The sequence below is a fragment of the Streptomyces sp. NPDC052107 genome (assembly GCF_040680215.1).
Lineage (GTDB): Bacteria > Actinomycetota > Actinomycetes > Streptomycetales > Streptomycetaceae > Streptomyces.
Window position 1 is genome coordinate 1 of record NZ_JBFAWG010000141.1, and the last position, 12605, is coordinate 12605.

Sequence of the window (12605 nt, forward strand, 5' to 3'; positions counted from 1 at the left end):
CCCGGAAACCTCACCGCGCTGCGCGAGTTGGCGCTGCTGTGGGTGGCGGACCGGGTCGACGAGTACCTGAACGCCTACCGCAGCGAACACCGGGTGTCGACGATCTGGGGCTCGCGGGAGCGGATCGTCGTCGGCCTGACCGGCGGCCCGGAGGGCAGGACCCTGATACGGCGTGCCGCGCGCCTGGCGGAGAAGGGTGCCGGCGGCGAGGTGCTGGCCGTGTACATCTCCCGCAGCGACGGGCTGACCTCGGCCTCCCCGAAGGAACTCGCCGTCCAGCGCACGCTGGTGGAGGATCTGGGCGGCACCTTCCACCACGTGATCGGCGACGACATACCGGCCTCCCTGCTCGACTTCGCGCGGGGCGTGAACGCCACGCAGATCGTGCTGGGTGTCTCCCGCCGCCGGAGCTGGCAGTACGTCTTCGGGCCGGGGGTCGGCGCCACGGTCGCCCGCGAGTCCGGCCCCGACCTCGACGTCCACCTCATCACGCACGACGAGGCGGGCAAGGGACGCGGACTGCCGGTGGCGCGCGGCGCCCGTCTCGGCCGCTCCCGGGTCATCTGGGGCTGGGCCGTCGGAGTGCTCGGCCCGGTGCTGCTCACCTGGCTGCTCACCAGCGCGACCCCGGACGTCGGCCTCGCCAACGACATGCTGCTGTTCCTGACCCTGACGGTCGCGGCGGCCCTGCTGGGCGGGCTCTTCCCGGCACTGGCCTCCGCGGTGGTGGGCTCCCTGCTGCTCAACTGGTACTTCACCCCGCCTGTCCACACGCTGACGATCGCCGACCCGAAGAACATCGTCGCCATCGCGATCTTCGTCGGGGTCGCCGTGTCGGTGGCCTCGGTGGTGGACCTCGCCGCCCGGCGCACCCATCAAGCCGCCCGGCTGCGCGCCGAGTCCGAGATCCTCTCCTTCCTCGCGGGCAACGTCCTGCGCGGCGAGACCACCCTGGAGGCGCTGCTGGAACGGGTTCGCGAGACCTTCGGCATGGAGTCGGTGGCCCTGCTGGAACGGACCGGCGAGACCGCTCCCTGGACCTGCGCCGGCAGCGTGGGACCCCGGCCGGCCGGGATCCCGGAGGACGCGGACGTCGACGTACCGGTCGGCGACCACATGGCCCTGTCCCTGCGCGGCCGGGTGCTGCCGGCCGCCGACCGCCGGGTGCTGGCCGCGTTCGCCGCGCAGGCCGCCGTGGTCCTGGACCGGCAGCGGCTGCAGAGCGAGGCCGGCCGGGCGAAGGAACTGGCGGAGGGCAACCGCATAAGGACCGCGCTGCTCGCCGCCGTCAGCCACGACCTGCGCACTCCGCTCGCCGGCATCAAGGCCGCGGTGACCTCGCTCAGGTCGGACGACGTCGAGTGGTCCGAACAGGACCGGGCGGACCTGCTGCAGGCCATCGAGGAGGGCGCCGACCGTCTCGACCATCTCGTGGGCAACCTGCTCGACATGTCCCGCCTGCAGACCGGCACGGTCACCCCCATCATCCGCGAGACCGACCTCGACGAGGTCGTGCCCATGGCGCTCGGCGGGGTGCCCGAGGACAGCGTGGACCTGGACATCCCCGAGACGCTGCCCATGGTCCACGTGGACCGGGGGCTGCTGGAGCGGGCCGTCGCGAACGTCGTCGAGAACGCCGTCAAGTACAGCCCGCCGGGGGAGCGGGTCCTGGTCTCCGCGAGCGCCCTCGCCGATGTGGTCGAACTGCGGGTCGTGGACCGCGGGCCCGGGGTCCCGGACGAGGCCAAGGACCGCATCTTCGAACCCTTCCAGCGGTACGGGGACGCTCCGCGGGGGGTCGGCATCGGGCTCGGCCTCGCCGTCGCCCGGGGGTTCGCCGAGGCGGTGGGCGGCATGCTGCGTGCCGAGGACACGCCGGGTGGGGGGCTCACGATGGTGCTCGCCGTGCCGACGGCGCCGGATCGCCTGCCGGCAGCCATGTCCTGACCTCAGGTTCGGGGGGCTTGCCGTGTTCGTTCGGCTGCGGGGGGCGTTGAAGCGACCCCCGGCGCCCTCAGACCTCCGGCGGCACCGTGTGGAACTCCCGCTCCAAGTCCCCGGCGTTCATCCGCAGCCGCCAGATGTTCCGGCGGTGTACCGCCGCCAGGTCCGCCTGCAGCGGTGACGGTGGGACCGCGAGGACGGGGCACGTGGCGTGGGCGAGGCAGTAGCGGCTGACCGACGGCCACAGCGCCCGGCGCATTCGGCCCCGCCGGCCGGCGCCGATCACCAGCAGGTCGACGGCCCGGTCGGCGGTCCGCACCAGCGCCGGTCCGGGTGCGCCCCGGACGACGAGCGCCTGTCCCGGCAGCCCGGTGTCCGTGCCGCCGAACACCTCGCGCAGGGCCTTGATCAGCCGCTCGCGCGCAAGCCGCTCCCACTCCTCGGTCATGTGGCCCGAGGACGGGAACCTGCGGGAGACGACGTCCCCCTCCGGTGGCTCCCACGCCAGCACCGGCCAGAGTTCGGCTCCCCGGATCCTTGCCTCGTACGCGGCCCGGCCCAGGGCGGTCGCACCGCCCAGCGAGCCGCTGACTCCCACCACGACCCGGGCGGCCGAAGGCGGGCGGTTCTCGGACATCGGCTCCTCCTTGGAAATCCCCTCCATCACACCTCGCCCCGGGGCTCTCGAACAGGGCGTACGCCTGTTCCTGACACCCTTCTGACGGCCTCTCCGATGCCCTCCCGCCAGCGGCGTCAGCGTGCCGTCAAGGCCGGCCGGATCGCCGTCAGCGTCACGTCAGGGCCCTCCCCGTACCCCCGCCGACCGGGCATACCGTCGACACCGAGTCCCGGTCCGCCTCCCCGCTTCCGGGGCATCCCAGAACCTCGCGCACCGCCTTTCGGGAGGCACCCCATGGCAGAACTCCGCTACGGCGAAGACCCCGAGCCCTCCGATCCGTTCCCGGCCGGACCCCTGTACGTCCCGGTCCGGCCGGGGCCCTTCGGATACGCGGCCCGGATCTTCCGGACGCCGCTCGGCGACCGTACGGCCGTCGGCTTCACCTCCGAGCGCCGCCTGGCCGCCACCCTCGGCGCCGGCCAGGCCTGGATCCGTCTCGCCGAGCCCGCCCTGCGCGCGCTGACCGCGCCGCTGGGTGTCACCGTCCTCACGCTGGACCCCCAGTTCACCGCGCCCGCCCCCGGGCCGGTGTCCGACCCCGCGCCCGCCCCCGGGCCGGTGTCCGACCCCGCGCCCGTTTTCGCAGCCTGAGAGGGGAGGACGACGATGACCACGGCCCACGAACCCGCCACCGCCGCCGACCTGTTGGTGTGGCCCGCGTCCACCGCCGAGCCGGTCCGCGGCGACCTCTCCGTGGGCGGCGTGCCGCTCGCCGAGGTCGCCGGCCGCTTCGGCACCCCCGTCTACGTCCTGGACGAGGCCGAGGTCCGCGACCGCTGCCGTACCTATCGGGACGCCTTCCCGGACGCCGAAGTGCTGTACGCGGCCAAGGCGTTCCTGTGCCGTGCCATGGCCCACTGGATGGACGAGGAGGGCCTCGGCCTGGACGTCTGCTCCGCCGGGGAACTCGAACTCGCCGTCACCACCGGCTTCCCGCCCGAGCGGATCGTGCTGCACGGCAACGCCAAGTCCCCGCGCGACCTGGACACCGCCCTGCGGCCCGGCGTGGGCCGGATCGTCATCGACAGCCCCGCCGAGATCGCGCGGCTCGCCGCCGCCGTCGGGCCGGACGGCCACCAGAGGGTCATGGTCCGGGTCGTCCCGGGGGTCAGCGCGGGCGGCCACGAGAAGATCCGCACCGGCACGGAGGACCAGAAGTTCGGCCTGTCCATCTCCGACGGCCACGCCCAGCACGCCATCGCCCGCATACTCGACCAGCCACAGCTCGAACTCACCGGTCTGCACTGCCACTTGGGCTCGCAGATCGTCAGTGTCAAGCCGTACCTCGTCGCCGTACGGCGCATGGTCGGGCTGATGGCCCGCCTGTACGAGCAGCACGGGCTGGTCCTGCCGGAACTCGACCTCGGCGGCGGCCACGGCATCGCCTACCGCCCCGGCGAGGCGGCCCTGGACCTGACGGCACTGGCCCGCAAGGTACGTGCGGAACTCGCCGGCTCCTGCGCGGCGGCCGGGCTCCCCGTCCCGCGTCTGATCATCGAGCCGGGACGGGCGATCGTGGGTCCGGCCGGGATCGCCGTGTACCGCGTCCTGTCCGTGAAGCACACGGGCGACCACATCTTCGTGGCGGTCGACGGCGGCATGAGCGACAACCCGCGCCCGGCCCTGTACGGCGTGCGGTACGCACCCCGCCTGATCGGCCGGCCCAGCACCGCGGACCGCGCCCGGGTCACCGTGGTGGGCCGGCACTGCGAGGCGGGGGACGTCCTGGCCGCCGACGCGGAACTGCCCGCCGACACTCGTCCCGGCGACCTGCTCGCCGTACCGGTGGCCGGTGCCTATCACCTGTCCATGGCCTCCGGCTACAACCTGGTCGGCCGGCCGCCCGTGGTCGCCGTACGCGACGGCCACGCCCGGCTCCTGGTCCGCCGCGAGTCCCTGGAGGACCTCCGCAGCCGGGATGTGGGGCTGTAGCCCGGCCTGCTACGTTCGCCGGCATGGTGAACCGGCGCAGAACCGGGCCGGAGGCCGCGCCGGCCTCGGCGGCCCCGGCCCGGCGGATGTGGCCGCTGTACGCGGCCGGGTTCACCACGGCCTTCGGGGCGCACGGCATCGCCGCCAACCTCGGCGGTCACGCCCGGGGCGCGGTCACCTCCCTGCTGGTGCTGGGCGGGCTGCTCGCCCTGTACGACGGCGCCGAGGTGATCCTCAAGCCGGTGTTCGGCACCCTCGCCGACCGGATCGGCGCCCGCCCGGTGCTGCTCGGCGGACTCGTGGCCTTCGCCGCGGCGTCCGCCCTGTACGTGGTGGCGGACAGCCCGGGCTGGCTGTGGGCGGCCCGGCTGGGCCAGGGCGCCGCGGCCTCCGCGTTCTCACCGTCCGCGTCCGCGCTGGTGGCCCGGCTGAACCCGGCCACGGGGCACGGCCGCGCCTTCGGCAGCTACGGCTTCTACAAGTCCATCGGCTACACGCTCGGTCCGCTGCTCGGCGGGGTCCTGGTCTGGGCCGGAGGGCTGCGGCTGCTGTTCGCCGTCCTGGCGGTGCTGGGCGCGGCGGTCGCCGTCTGGGCCGCGCTCGCCGTGCCCGTCGTACCCCCGCTGCCGAAGGCCCGGCAGACCGTGCTGGACCTGGCCCGGCGGCTCGCCGACCCGGCCTTCCTCGCCTCGACGTCCGCGCTGGCGGCGGCGACCGCCGCGCTGTCGGTCGGGGTCGGTTTCCTGCCGGTCTCCGGCCGTGCCGCCGGGCTGGGCACGGTCGCGACCGGCGCGGCGGTGTCGGTACTCGCCGGCTGTGCGGCCGTGGTCCAGCAGCGTGCGGGGCGGGCCCTGGACGACGGGCGGCTCACCACTCGCTCCGGCCTGGCGGCGGGGCTGCTGGTCACCGCCGTGGGCCTGGCCTGTGCCATGCTGCCAGGCCTGACCGGCATCCTCACCGGAGCCGCCCTCATCGGCATCGGCACGGGTCTCATCACCCCGCTCGGTTTCGCCGCGTTGGCCTCGTCGACGCCGCGGGAACGGTTGGGGCAGACCATGGGGGCGGCGGAACTCGGGCGTGAACTGGGCGACGCGGGTGGGCCGTTGCTGGTCGCGGCGGTTGCCTCTTTGGCCACGCTCACCTATGGCTTTGCCGTGCTGGCGATTCCCATCGGGGCGGGAGCGGTGTTGGCGTTCACCTTCCGGCGCCCGGCACGGGGCGCGCCCTGACGGCATGGCGCGGCACCCCTGTGGAGCGCGCAGGAGACACCCTCCTCAGCAAGGCACATCGAGAGTGACCACCGCCCCACCCCCGGCATTGTCCGCCCGCACCGCACCCCCATGAGCCACGGCCACCGCCCGCACAAAGTCGTCGGCGCCGGCGTCGAGACCGGCGACCCGTTCGCTGATCGCGCCGCGCGCCGTCAGGAGGATCACGGGAACGTCGACGCCCTCGCCGCGCAGCGTCCGGCACACCTCGACCCCGTCCGTCCCGGGCGGCATCACGTCCAGCAGGACCGCGTCCAGGCGGGGGTCACGGGCGGCGGCCAGCCCGGAGGGACCGTCGTAGCGGCCCTCGGCGGTGTGTCCGGACTCGGTGAGGTAGCGGACGACGAGGTCGGTGAGGCAGATCCCCGCCCCGCCCACGGCGAAGCAGCGAACCGCCGAACTCCACCAGGTCCAGGCCCTCGCCAGGACCCGTACGGCCGCCGGGAAGAAGGCGGCCGGCTGGCTGGAGCTCAACGGCAAGAAGGACATCTGGAAGCGGTACCTGCACGACCAGCGTGAACTGATCCCCGCCGCGCAGGGCACCGCGGAGAAGGCCGAGCTCAAGGCGGCCCTGAAGCTGGCCAAGACGATCAGCGACCAGCTGGCGGCCAAGGACAGGCAGCCGGCCCCGTTCGTCCTGGACCCGAGCCTGCGCCCGGACAAGCGCATCGAGCCCGGCGCCAAGGGCCCGTACTCCTGCCCCTCCCGGCACGCGGCCCGCTCCGCCGCGGCTGTCACCTTCCTCGGCGCCCTCTCCCCGCACCGGGCCGAGGCCTACGCGTGGATGCGGGCCGAGGTCCTCTACTCCCGTCTCTACATGGCCGGCCACGTCACCGGCGACCTGACCGCAGGAACCCTGCTCGGCGACCTGATCGGCGACTACGAACTCACCATCAGCGGGCACTGACGGCAGGCACTGGTAGTGGGGTGGTGCGCCCTGGCCGTGGTCGCGGCCAGGGCGCGTCGCCGGTTCAGCCGACGTGCAGGGTGAGGGACGCGGTGTGCAGCTTGCCGCCGGTCTGGAACTGGAGGAACATCCGCCAGTTTCCGGACTGGGCGAACTCGGCGTGGAAGCTCAGCGTCGGCCCGCCGTGGTCGCCGTCGACCTCGGTCTCCGGGTGGAGGTGGGCGAAGGCCAGGTCGCCCTGGTGGAAGGCGGTCAGGTGGGCGTAGGTGTCGAGGTACGGCTGGAGGTCGGTGACCGGCTTGCCGTCCTTGGTGACGGTGGCGGTCAGCCGGTGCCCCATGCCCGCCATCGGATCGCCCTTCACCGCCACGGTGTAGCCGTCGACGGTGGCGGTGCCGGACGCCTTCGGCAGGGACGAGGTCATCGCCATGCCGGACACCTTCACGGTGCGGCTGAGCACGAAGCCCTTGCCCTTGCCGGCGCCGCTGTCCGGGGTGAAGGAGGCGTACAGCCGCCAGGTGCCCGGCTGCAGCGCGGCCAGCGGCGCGGTCCAGGTGCCGTCCCCGGCCATGGTGGGGTGCAGGTGCTGGAAGCCGGTGAGGTCGGAGTGGATGGCGTAGAAGTGCATCCGCTGGGTCTGGTCGACGGCGAAACCGGTGACCGGCTTGCCGTCCGGGCCGGTGATGGCGAAGCGGTACGCGGCCGCCTTGCCGGCGGGGACGGTGGCGGCCGTGGAGGTCACCTTGTAGCCGTCCTTCGCGGCGGCCAGGCCGTTGCCGGCGGACACGGGCTCCATGCCGGGCATCGACGCCATGTCGTCGCCCGGGGCCGAGGCCGAGGCGGACGGCATGGCGCTGTGGTCCATGCCGGAGCCGTGGCCGGAGCCGGAGCCGCAGGCGCCGAGGGTCAGGGTGAGCGCCGCAGTGGCGGCGGCCGCCGCGAGGGCGCGGCGGGACGTGCGGAAACGCTGGGACATGGCTGTGTCTTTCCGGGTGGGCGCCGTCAGGCGGCGCGGCTGAACGTGGGAGAGCCGTGCGGGACCGCGGCGACGAGCCGGATCCCGGAGGTCTCGTCACGTCCGCGCGATGCACACCTGGAGCAGGAGCCGGCGCCCGCCGGCCGGTGGACCCCGGCGCCGGGTGCCGTCCGAACCCGGCCGGGCCCACGGCAGCAGGACGGCGGCCGGGAACACGAGCCCGACCGCCGCGACCGGAGGCGCCGGGATCTCGGACCGGGGCGTCGTGGCCAGACACAGCGCGCCCCGCATGGCCTCGTCCGCGCGGGGGGTGGCCTTGGCGGCTGCGGTTGCGGCTGCGGGATGGCCGGTGGGGTGCGCGGCCGGCCTCGCGGGTGCCGGGCGCATCCCGTCCGCGTGCGAGGCGGCCTTGCCGCCCGCCGCCTGGACGTGGTCGGCGGGGTGCGCGGCCATCGGCGCGGGTGCCGGGCGCATCGGGTCCGTGTGCGCGGCCATCGGGGCAGCTGCCGAGCTCATGACGGCGGTGTCGGTGGCCGGCATGGCCCCGTGGCAGCCGTCGGCGGCCGCGGCCGGGCCGCCGTGCATGAGGAACAGCCCGAGCAGGACGGCGACCAGAACGGAGGCCCGCACCGACTGACGGATGCGGGCCCCGGCCGTGCCGACGGAGGGCTGCGCCACAATCACGGCTCCACCTTACGGGGACGTTCGAGCGGGCACGCGGGAAGCGGGCCGAACGGGGGAGGGTGGGCCGGAGCGGAGGCTCGGCGGTGTTCAGTGGCCGTGCCCGGGGTGGCATGAGGGCACCGGGGTGGCCGTTCCGGTGGCTTCCGGCCGCTGTGTGGGCCCGGCGGCCCGGACGGTGAACGCGGCGGTGTGGACCTGGGCGCCGTGCTTGAAGTCGAGGAACAGCCGGTAGGTGCCCGCGCTGGGCGCCGTGGCGGTGAACGGGATGTCCGGCCCCGCCTCGGCCGTGCCGTCGCCGGGCTCGCCGCCCGGGTGTACGTGGAGATAGGCGAGGTCACCGGCGCGCAGGGCCACCAGATGTCCGTGGGCGCCGAGGTAGGGCTGGAGGTCGCGTACGGGCTTGCCGTTCCTGCTCACGGTCAGCGTCAGCTCGCTGCCCTTGGCGGGTTCCAGACGGCCGCGGAGGGTCACCTCGTACCCGTCGACCTTCGCCGCGGTGCCGGGTGCGGGGAGCGGGGCGGGCTGGTACGGCCCCGACGCCGTGAGGTCGGCGCCGAGGGTGAGCCCTTCGCCGCCGCGGGGCGTGAAGTCGGCGTAGACCCGGTAGGCGCCGGCCTCGGGCAGCGTGACGGGTGCCGACCAGGTGCCGTCGGCCGCGCGGGTCGGGTGCAGATGCCGGTAGAGGGTCAGGTCGCGCGAGGCGATGATCAGGTGCAGTTGCTTGGTGTGCTCCCGCTGGTAGGCGGTGAGCGGTCGTCCGGTCGCGTCCTGTACGACCGTGAACCGCAGGTCGCTCGCCTTGCCCGCCGCGACGGCCGGGGTCTTCAGGTCGAGGGTGTAGCCCCGCTCGGACATCTGGAGTCCTCCGGGGAGCGCCGTGGACGCGTGGCCTGCGCCGTGGTGTCCGCCGTGACCGTCCCCGTCGTGCTCCTCGTGTGCCGCGCGCTTGGTCGCGGGTGAGATCTCACCGACGCCGCTGCCCACGCCGTAGGCGGTGCCGAAGGTGGCGGCGAGCGCGGTGGCGAAGACTGTGATCTTCAGTCCGGTGTTCATGGCCCCTCCTGGTCCGATGGCCACCCGGTGGGCGGATCGATGCACTCCAACATACCCCTAGGGGGTATGAAGCAAGCCGTGGATTCCCTTGCGTCATATACGGGTGGGGGGGTATGCATGGAGCCGTTGCAGGGTACCCCCACCGGGTATCCGACAGGTGTCCGACACCGATACGAGGAGAAACCCATGTCCGGCTGCTGCACGCCCGAGGGAACCTGCCGCACCGCCGCCCAGGCCAAGACGGTCTACAACGTGGACGGCGTCGGCAGCGCCCACTGCCAGGGCGTCGTCACCAAAGCCGTGGGCGCGTTGGACGACGTCATCGCCGTGGAGGTCGAGATCGGCACGGGACTCGTCACGGTGACGACCGCCGCCGCCCCCGACGAGGCGTTCGACGCGCTGCTCGCCGAGACCGTGAACGAGGCCGGTTACGACTACGCCGGCCGCGTCGACGCCTGACCGACCGCCACCGGGCGGGGGTCGTCACCGGAACCGGTCTCCGCCCACGCCCCCGTCCTCCGACCCCACACCCGCCGCGTCCATGAGCTGCGAGGACCAGAGAATGACCACCACCACACCCGGTGCCGCCGAGGTCGAACTCGCGATCGGCGGCATGACCGTCAAGCGCCTTCAGGGCGAGGGCCGTTCGGTGGCCATGGTCGGTGACGGCGTCAACGACGCGGCCGCACTGGCCCAGGCGGACCTGGGTCTGGCGATGGGCACCGGCACCGACGCCGCGATCGAGGCCGGCGATCTGACCCTGGTCCGCGGTGACCTGCGGGTCGCGGCCGACGCCATCCGGCTCGCCCGCAAGACCCTCGGCACCATCCGCTCCAACCTCTTCTGGGCCTTCGCCTACAACATCGCCGCGCTCCCGCTCGCCGCGGCCGGCCTCCTCAACCCCATGATCGCGGGCGCGGCCATGGCCTTCTCCTCGGTCTTCGTCGTCGGCAACAGCCTGCGCCTACGCCGCTTCCGCGCGTCCGACCAGTGAGCGAGCAGCCGACCTGGGGCCCGACGACCGCACGACCGCCGGGCCCCAGGCACACGCACATCCGATACGACGGCGGGGCTGTATCGATTCGCGGCTCCGCCGGGTGGGCGCGACCGGCCACGATGCACCCGCAGCCGGGGGCCGGCCCGCACCCCAACGGTGCTGTGCCGCAAACGGCGCGCAGGCGACGACGGCGCTGAGCGCCCCGTCAGGGGCGCGGGGCTGTATCGATTCGCGGCTCCGCCGCGTGGGCGCGACCAGCCCCCACGCACCCGCAGACGGGAACGGCCCGCAGCACAACGGCGCTGTGCCGCAGACGGAAACGGCCCGCACCCGCGCACGGTGCTGACTCCCGCGTCGCTCCGTTACCGCAGCATTGCGCGCCCGTCAGGAGACCCGGACCGTCTCCAGCAGCAGATGGAAGTCGTGGGCCGCCTCGGCGGTGGCCACCGCGGCCGCGGCCAGGACGGCAGTCGTCGCCGCGGTGAGAGCCGGGTGGCGGCCCAGCGGTGGAGCCAGAAGGGCGGCGACACGGCGGGGAACCGGCCCCGCCTTGGCGAGCCGGCTTCGGCGGCCGAGGAAACCGAGGGCCGCACCGGCGACACGGGCCGGCGCGGGGGTGCGGTGCGCGGCGAGGGCCGCCTTGCCGACCGTGCGGGCGACCCGCCTGCGGTCACCGGTCGAGGCGGCCGCGTTCTCGTCGGCCCAGCGCTCGATGGTGTAGGTGACAGCGGTGGCGAGGGGACGCAGGAACGGATTGGCGGCGGCGCCGAGTTGGGCCAGGGCGACGAAGGCGTAGTGGTGGGCGGTCAGATGGGCGCGTTCGTGGGCGAGCAGGATGTCGTGCTCGGACTCGTCCAGGCTGTGCAGCATGCCGGTGGAGACCACGACCCGGCCGGGCAGTCCGGGGATGGCGAAGGCGTCGGGGGCGTCGTCGGGGACGACGACCAGGCCGTCCCGGGCGGGCATGCAGGCGGCCTCCCACGCGGCTGCGGCCAGGGACCGGGTCCGTCGCCACAGCATGCGTGCCGCCATGAGCACGGCCCCGCCGAGCAGCAGGCCGGCGATCAGCGAGACGGACAGCGCGGCGGGGTCGTCGTGCTGCGCGGTCCCGGCCGACCAGTGGCCCAGGGCGGCGAGTTGCGGGACACGGATCACGCCGGCCACGGCCAGCAGGCCCAGGGAGATCGTGCTCGCCGCGCCCAGGACCAGGGCCGAGGCGGTGAGCAGCCAGGTGGCGAGGCGGGGTTCGCAGCGCTCGGCCAGCGGGCGGGCGCCGAGCGGGGCGATGAGCGAGAGCAGCAGCGGCAGATAGACGGCGACGTGCATTCAGAGCGGCCCCTTCCTGTTCCTACCGGTCCGGTTCCTACCGGTTCCTGCCAGTCCTAGTGACCGGGCTGCTGGTCGGATCCGAGCAGCTGGCGCAGCAACTCGGCGTCCGTGTCGGACAGCCCGTCGGCGAACCGGGCGAGGACGGCCTCGCGGTCGGGCCGCTCCTCCAGGACGGTGCGCATCCGGCGGGCGGCGAACCCGGCGTCGTCGGTGACGGGGGCGTAGGCGTAGGCCCGTCCCCGGGGCGTGCGGCTGAGCAGGCCCTTGGTGTGCATACGGGTGAGGATCGTCACCACGCTGCTGTACGTCAGCTCGCCCCCGAGCCGCTCGGCGACCTCCCCGGGGGTCAGCGGACCCTCGGCCCGCTGGAGCAGGCCGAGAAGTTCGGTCTCACGCACTCCGTTGGCCCGCTTGGGGCCGCGTCCTTGTGTGTGGGCGCCCATGGGTTTGTCGTTCTCCCGCTGATCTTCTACAGTCGTGTAGAACTTCTACGGTCGTGTAAATGCTGCCGTCGTCCGAGTGTGCCATGCGTCCCCGTCCCGGGGACAGGCGGGACGGTGGACAGCGAGGACGGCGAGGACGAAAGGACCCCGATGAGCGCCATCAGCCTCGGTCAGGCCGTTGTTCTCGGCATAGTCGAGGGGGTGACCGAGTTCCTGCCCGTCTCCTCGACCGGCCACCTGAAGATCACCGAGGGGCTGATGGGCATCCCGGTCGAGGACACCTCGGTCGTCGGCTTCACCGCCGTCATCCAGGTCGGCGCCATCGCCGCCGTGCTCGTGTACTTCTTCAAGGACATCAAGCGGATCGTCTCCGCCTGGTTCCGCGGTCTGACC

Annotated in this window: 14 protein-coding genes and 1 pseudogene; 8 read left to right on the forward strand and 7 right to left on the reverse strand. The window is 73.8% G+C overall.

What is annotated here, in order from left to right; genetic code table 11:
- Positions 1-1947 (forward strand): DUF4118 domain-containing protein (locus AB0M27_RS44220; protein ID WP_365731388.1); only part of this gene is annotated, 1947 nt, incomplete at its 5' end.
- A gap of 67 nt (positions 1948-2014) precedes the next feature.
- Here AB0M27_RS44220 and AB0M27_RS44225 read toward each other — a convergent pair.
- A complete protein-coding gene (locus AB0M27_RS44225) occupies positions 2015-2581 on the reverse strand; it encodes a universal stress protein (RefSeq protein ID WP_365731397.1) in 567 nt (188 codons plus the stop codon).
- Positions 2582-2857: 276 nt separating this feature from the next.
- Between AB0M27_RS44225 and AB0M27_RS44230 the strand changes: the two genes are divergently transcribed.
- The 3 genes from AB0M27_RS44230 to AB0M27_RS44240 all read left to right on the forward strand — a co-directional run bounded on the left by AB0M27_RS44230 (position 2858) and on the right by AB0M27_RS44240 (position 5784).
- Positions 2858-3214, forward strand: a complete 357-nt coding sequence (locus AB0M27_RS44230) for an SAV_915 family protein (protein WP_365731399.1) — start codon at positions 2858-2860, stop codon at positions 3212-3214.
- Between the two features lie 15 nt (positions 3215-3229).
- On the forward strand, positions 3230-4555 hold the full coding sequence (gene lysA / locus AB0M27_RS44235) for a diaminopimelate decarboxylase (protein ID WP_365731401.1): 1326 nt from the start codon (positions 3230-3232) through the stop codon (positions 4553-4555).
- An 86-nt stretch (positions 4556-4641) separates the two neighbouring features.
- On the forward strand, positions 4642-5784 hold the full coding sequence (locus AB0M27_RS44240; RefSeq protein ID WP_365731421.1) for an MFS transporter: 1143 nt from the start codon (positions 4642-4644) through the stop codon (positions 5782-5784).
- 45 nt (positions 5785-5829) lie between these two features.
- Here AB0M27_RS44240 and AB0M27_RS44245 read toward each other — a convergent pair whose 3' ends face one another.
- Positions 5830-6201: a response regulator gene (locus AB0M27_RS44245; protein WP_365731403.1), complete on the reverse strand. Its 372-nt coding sequence runs from the start codon at positions 6199-6201 to the stop codon at positions 5830-5832.
- Here AB0M27_RS44245 and AB0M27_RS44250 point away from each other — a divergent pair.
- Positions 6176-6730 carry a phosphatase PAP2 family protein gene (locus tag AB0M27_RS44250; RefSeq protein WP_365731406.1) on the forward strand — a complete coding sequence of 185 codons (555 nt, stop codon included), beginning with the start codon at positions 6176-6178 and terminating at the stop codon, positions 6728-6730. The two genes, AB0M27_RS44245 and AB0M27_RS44250, sit on opposite strands and share 26 nt — an antisense overlap.
- Before the next feature lie 64 nt (positions 6731-6794).
- Here the strand turns inward: AB0M27_RS44250 and AB0M27_RS44255 are convergent, their stop codons facing one another.
- The 3 genes from AB0M27_RS44255 to AB0M27_RS44265 form a co-directional block, all read right to left on the reverse strand.
- Entirely contained in the window at positions 6795-7706 is a 912-nt protein-coding gene (locus AB0M27_RS44255; protein ID WP_365731407.1) for a hypothetical protein, read from the reverse strand.
- A 96-nt stretch (positions 7707-7802) separates the two neighbouring features.
- Complete coding sequence (locus AB0M27_RS44260; protein ID WP_365731409.1) at positions 7803-8390, reverse strand: hypothetical protein; 588 nt, start codon at positions 8388-8390, stop codon at positions 7803-7805.
- Between the two features lie 87 nt (positions 8391-8477).
- Positions 8478-9443, reverse strand: a complete 966-nt coding sequence (locus tag AB0M27_RS44265; protein ID WP_365731411.1) for a hypothetical protein — start codon at positions 9441-9443, stop codon at positions 8478-8480.
- A gap of 186 nt (positions 9444-9629) precedes the next feature.
- Between AB0M27_RS44265 and AB0M27_RS44270 the strand changes: the two genes are divergently transcribed.
- Positions 9630-9902, forward strand: a complete 273-nt coding sequence (locus AB0M27_RS44270; protein WP_365731413.1) for a heavy-metal-associated domain-containing protein — start codon at positions 9630-9632, stop codon at positions 9900-9902.
- A gap of 160 nt (positions 9903-10062) precedes the next feature.
- Positions 10063-10437, forward strand: a pseudogene (locus AB0M27_RS44275) (HAD-IC family P-type ATPase); the annotation flags it as partial.
- Between the two features lie 387 nt (positions 10438-10824).
- On the opposite strand, the gene AB0M27_RS44280 reads toward AB0M27_RS44275, so the two are convergent.
- Both AB0M27_RS44280 and AB0M27_RS44285 read right to left on the reverse strand, forming a co-directional pair.
- A complete protein-coding gene (locus AB0M27_RS44280; protein ID WP_365731415.1) occupies positions 10825-11766 on the reverse strand; it encodes a M56 family metallopeptidase in 942 nt (313 codons plus the stop codon).
- A gap of 56 nt (positions 11767-11822) precedes the next feature.
- A complete protein-coding gene (locus AB0M27_RS44285; RefSeq protein WP_365731417.1) occupies positions 11823-12212 on the reverse strand; it encodes a BlaI/MecI/CopY family transcriptional regulator in 390 nt (129 codons plus the stop codon).
- A 150-nt stretch (positions 12213-12362) separates the two neighbouring features.
- Between AB0M27_RS44285 and AB0M27_RS44290 the strand changes: the two genes are divergently transcribed.
- A partial coding sequence (locus AB0M27_RS44290) for an undecaprenyl-diphosphate phosphatase (RefSeq protein WP_365731419.1) occupies positions 12363-12605 on the forward strand: 243 nt, incomplete at its 3' end.

What these genes read in the sequence shown, in the direction of transcription:
- AB0M27_RS44225 (WP_365731397.1), bottom strand. Translation starts at nt 2,581, where the DNA reads ATGTCCGAGAACCGCCCGCCTTCGGCCGCCCGGGTCGTGGTGGGAGTC.
- AB0M27_RS44230 (WP_365731399.1), top strand. Translation starts at nt 2,858, where the DNA reads ATGGCAGAACTCCGCTACGGCGAAGACCCCGAGCCCTCCGATCCGTTC.
- lysA (WP_365731401.1), top strand. Translation starts at nt 3,230, where the DNA reads ATGACCACGGCCCACGAACCCGCCACCGCCGCCGACCTGTTGGTGTGG.
- AB0M27_RS44240 (WP_365731421.1), top strand. Translation starts at nt 4,642, where the DNA reads ATGTGGCCGCTGTACGCGGCCGGGTTCACCACGGCCTTCGGGGCGCAC.
- AB0M27_RS44255 (WP_365731407.1), bottom strand. Translation starts at nt 7,706, where the DNA reads ATGTCCCAGCGTTTCCGCACGTCCCGCCGCGCCCTCGCGGCGGCCGCC.
- AB0M27_RS44265 (WP_365731411.1), bottom strand. Translation starts at nt 9,443, where the DNA reads ATGAACACCGGACTGAAGATCACAGTCTTCGCCACCGCGCTCGCCGCC.
- AB0M27_RS44270 (WP_365731413.1), top strand. Translation starts at nt 9,630, where the DNA reads ATGTCCGGCTGCTGCACGCCCGAGGGAACCTGCCGCACCGCCGCCCAG.
- AB0M27_RS44280 (WP_365731415.1), bottom strand. Translation starts at nt 11,766, where the DNA reads ATGCACGTCGCCGTCTATCTGCCGCTGCTGCTCTCGCTCATCGCCCCG.
- AB0M27_RS44285 (WP_365731417.1), bottom strand. Translation starts at nt 12,212, where the DNA reads ATGGGCGCCCACACACAAGGACGCGGCCCCAAGCGGGCCAACGGAGTG.